At 70.4% G+C, this 2,129-nt stretch carries 3 protein-coding genes; all 3 read left to right on the top strand.

The window, feature by feature from the left end; translation table 11 throughout:
* Window positions 1-737 (top strand): ABC transporter permease subunit (locus G3N99_RS39295; RefSeq protein WP_206125090.1); only part of this gene is annotated, 737 nt, incomplete at its 5' end.
* Entirely contained in the window at window positions 731-1,558 is an 828-nt protein-coding gene (locus G3N99_RS39300) for an ABC transporter ATP-binding protein (protein WP_206125091.1), read from the top strand. The genes G3N99_RS39295 and G3N99_RS39300, both read left to right, overlap by 7 nt.
* Window positions 1,559-1,608: 50 nt before the next feature.
* Window positions 1,609-2,129: c-type cytochrome (locus G3N99_RS39305; RefSeq protein WP_206125092.1), on the top strand; the 521-nt coding region annotated here is incomplete at its 3' end.

Below are 2,129 nucleotides of genomic sequence, written 5' to 3' on the forward strand. Positions count from 1 at the left end.
TGCTCGTCGCGCTGCCGCTCGTGCTCGCCGCGTGGGAACTCGTCACCGCGAAAACCGGCTGGCTGCCGACGCCGTTCTTCGCGCCGCCGCAGGCGCTGATCGAGGTCTACGTCGACGACTGGCCGCGCCTCCTCGGCAGCGCCGGCAACACGCTGAAGCTGCTCGCGCTCGGCTTTGCGTACGGCGTCGCGGTCGGTTTCGCGGTGGGCGTGTCGATCGGCTGGTCGCGCCGGATCGGCTACTGGGTGCATCCGGTGCTGCGCGTGCTCGGCCCGGTGCCGGCTACCGCGCTGCTGCCGCTCACGTTCTACTTCTTCCCGTCGAGCTATTCGGCGGCCGCGTTCCTGATCGCGCTCGCAACCGGCTTCCCGGTCGCGGTGCTCACGTGGTCGGGCGTCGCGAGCGTCAACAAGCAGTACTACGACGTCGCGCGCACGCTCGGCGCGAACGCGCGCTTCCTCGTGCTGCGCGTCGCGATTCCGGCCGCGTTGCCGCACGTGTTCGTCGGCATCTTCATGGGGCTGAGCGCATCGTTCACGGTGCTGGTCGTCGCCGAGATGATGGGCGTCAAGTCGGGGCTCGGCTGGTACCTGAGCTGGGCGCAAGGCTGGGCATCGTACGTGAACATGTATGCGGCGCTGATCGTGATGGCGCTGCTGTTTTCCGGGCTGATCGCGCTGCTGTTCGCAGTGCGCGACCGCGTGCTCGCGTGGCAGAAAGGAACCGTCAAATGGTGAGCGCCGCCGTACTCGAATCCTCCGCCGCATCTTCCGTTGCCGCTGCGCCCGCCGTCACGGCGCCGCGCGGTGCGCGCATCGACATCCGACGCGTGAGCCATGCGTTCGACGGCCCCGGCGGCGTGCTGCCGGTGCTCGACGACGTCACGCTGTCGGTCGCGGCCGGCGAATTCGTCGCGCTGCTCGGCCCGAGCGGCTGCGGGAAATCGACGCTGCTGCGCCTCGTCGCAGGCCTCGACGCCGCGCGGCAAGGCACGATCGCACAGGACGGCGTGCCGATCGAGCAACCCGATCCGTCGCGCATCGTCGTGTTCCAGGACCCGACGCTGTACCCGTGGCGGCGCGTGCGCGCGAACGTCGCGCTCGGCCTCGAGGCGCGTGGCGTGGCGCGCGCGTCGCAGCATCGCGTCGACGATGCGCTCGCGCGCGTCGGGCTCCAGGAATTCTCGAACGTGTTCCCGCATCAGTTGTCCGGCGGGATGGCGCAGCGGGTCGCACTCGCCCGCGCGCTCGTCAACGATCCGCGCCTGCTGATCCTCGACGAGCCGCTCGGCAAGCTCGATTCGCTGACGCGGCTCACGATGCAGGCCGAACTCACCGCACTGTGGCAACGCGACGGCTTCTCCGCGCTGCTCGTCACGCACGATGTCGAGGAGGCGCTGTTCCTCGCGCAGCGCGTGATCGTGTTCGGGCCGCGCCCCGCGCAGATCGTCGCCGAATTGCACGTCGACCTGCCCTACCCGCGCCACCGCGGCGACGCGCGCCTTGCCGAACTGCGTCACGACGCGTTGCGGCACCTCGGGCTCGATGCGAGCTGGTAGATGCGCGGTGCCGTTCGACGAAGGGCCGCCATGCGGCGGGCACGTAGCCGATGAACGCGCCGACGTTCGCCGACTGGGCGCTCGTGTTTCTGCAAGGGCTCTATCGCACGCAAATCGCGCTGACGCGCGTACTGCATGCGCTCGGGCTGACGGGCGACGCCGATGGTCAAGCCGCGTGGCCGTGGGCCCACCGCATCGCGCTCGAAACGCTGCGCATCGACGCGGGACTCACGCGGCAACTCGCGTTCGCCGCTACTGCGACGACGCTGGCCGTCGTGCTCGCGTGCATCGCAGTTGCGTCGCGCAAATGGCGTGTCACGTCGGCACTGGCCGCGCTGGCCGTTGCGTGGTTCGCGCCGTGGCCGCCGTCTTCGCTGTGGCTCTCGCCCGCCGTACCGACGAGTTTCCAGCGCGATCCCGCGCCGTTTTCCGTATCGAACGTGATGCGCGGCGCACACCTGTATGCGCAACACTGCGCCGCGTGCCACGGCGCGGACGGACGCGGCGAAGGGCCGCTCGCGGCCACGCTCACGCACTGGCCGCCGACCTTCGCCGGCGCGCTGCTCGCCCG

It is taken from the genome of Burkholderia sp. Ac-20392, from assembly GCF_017104585.1.
In the GTDB taxonomy this organism is placed as follows: domain Bacteria; phylum Pseudomonadota; class Gammaproteobacteria; order Burkholderiales; family Burkholderiaceae; genus Burkholderia; species Burkholderia lata.

Excerpts from the sequence above, each read along its gene's own strand:
- G3N99_RS39300 (WP_206125091.1), top strand. The coding sequence starts at position 731 with ATGGTGAGCGCCGCCGTACTCGAATCCTCCGCCGCATCTTCCGTTGCC.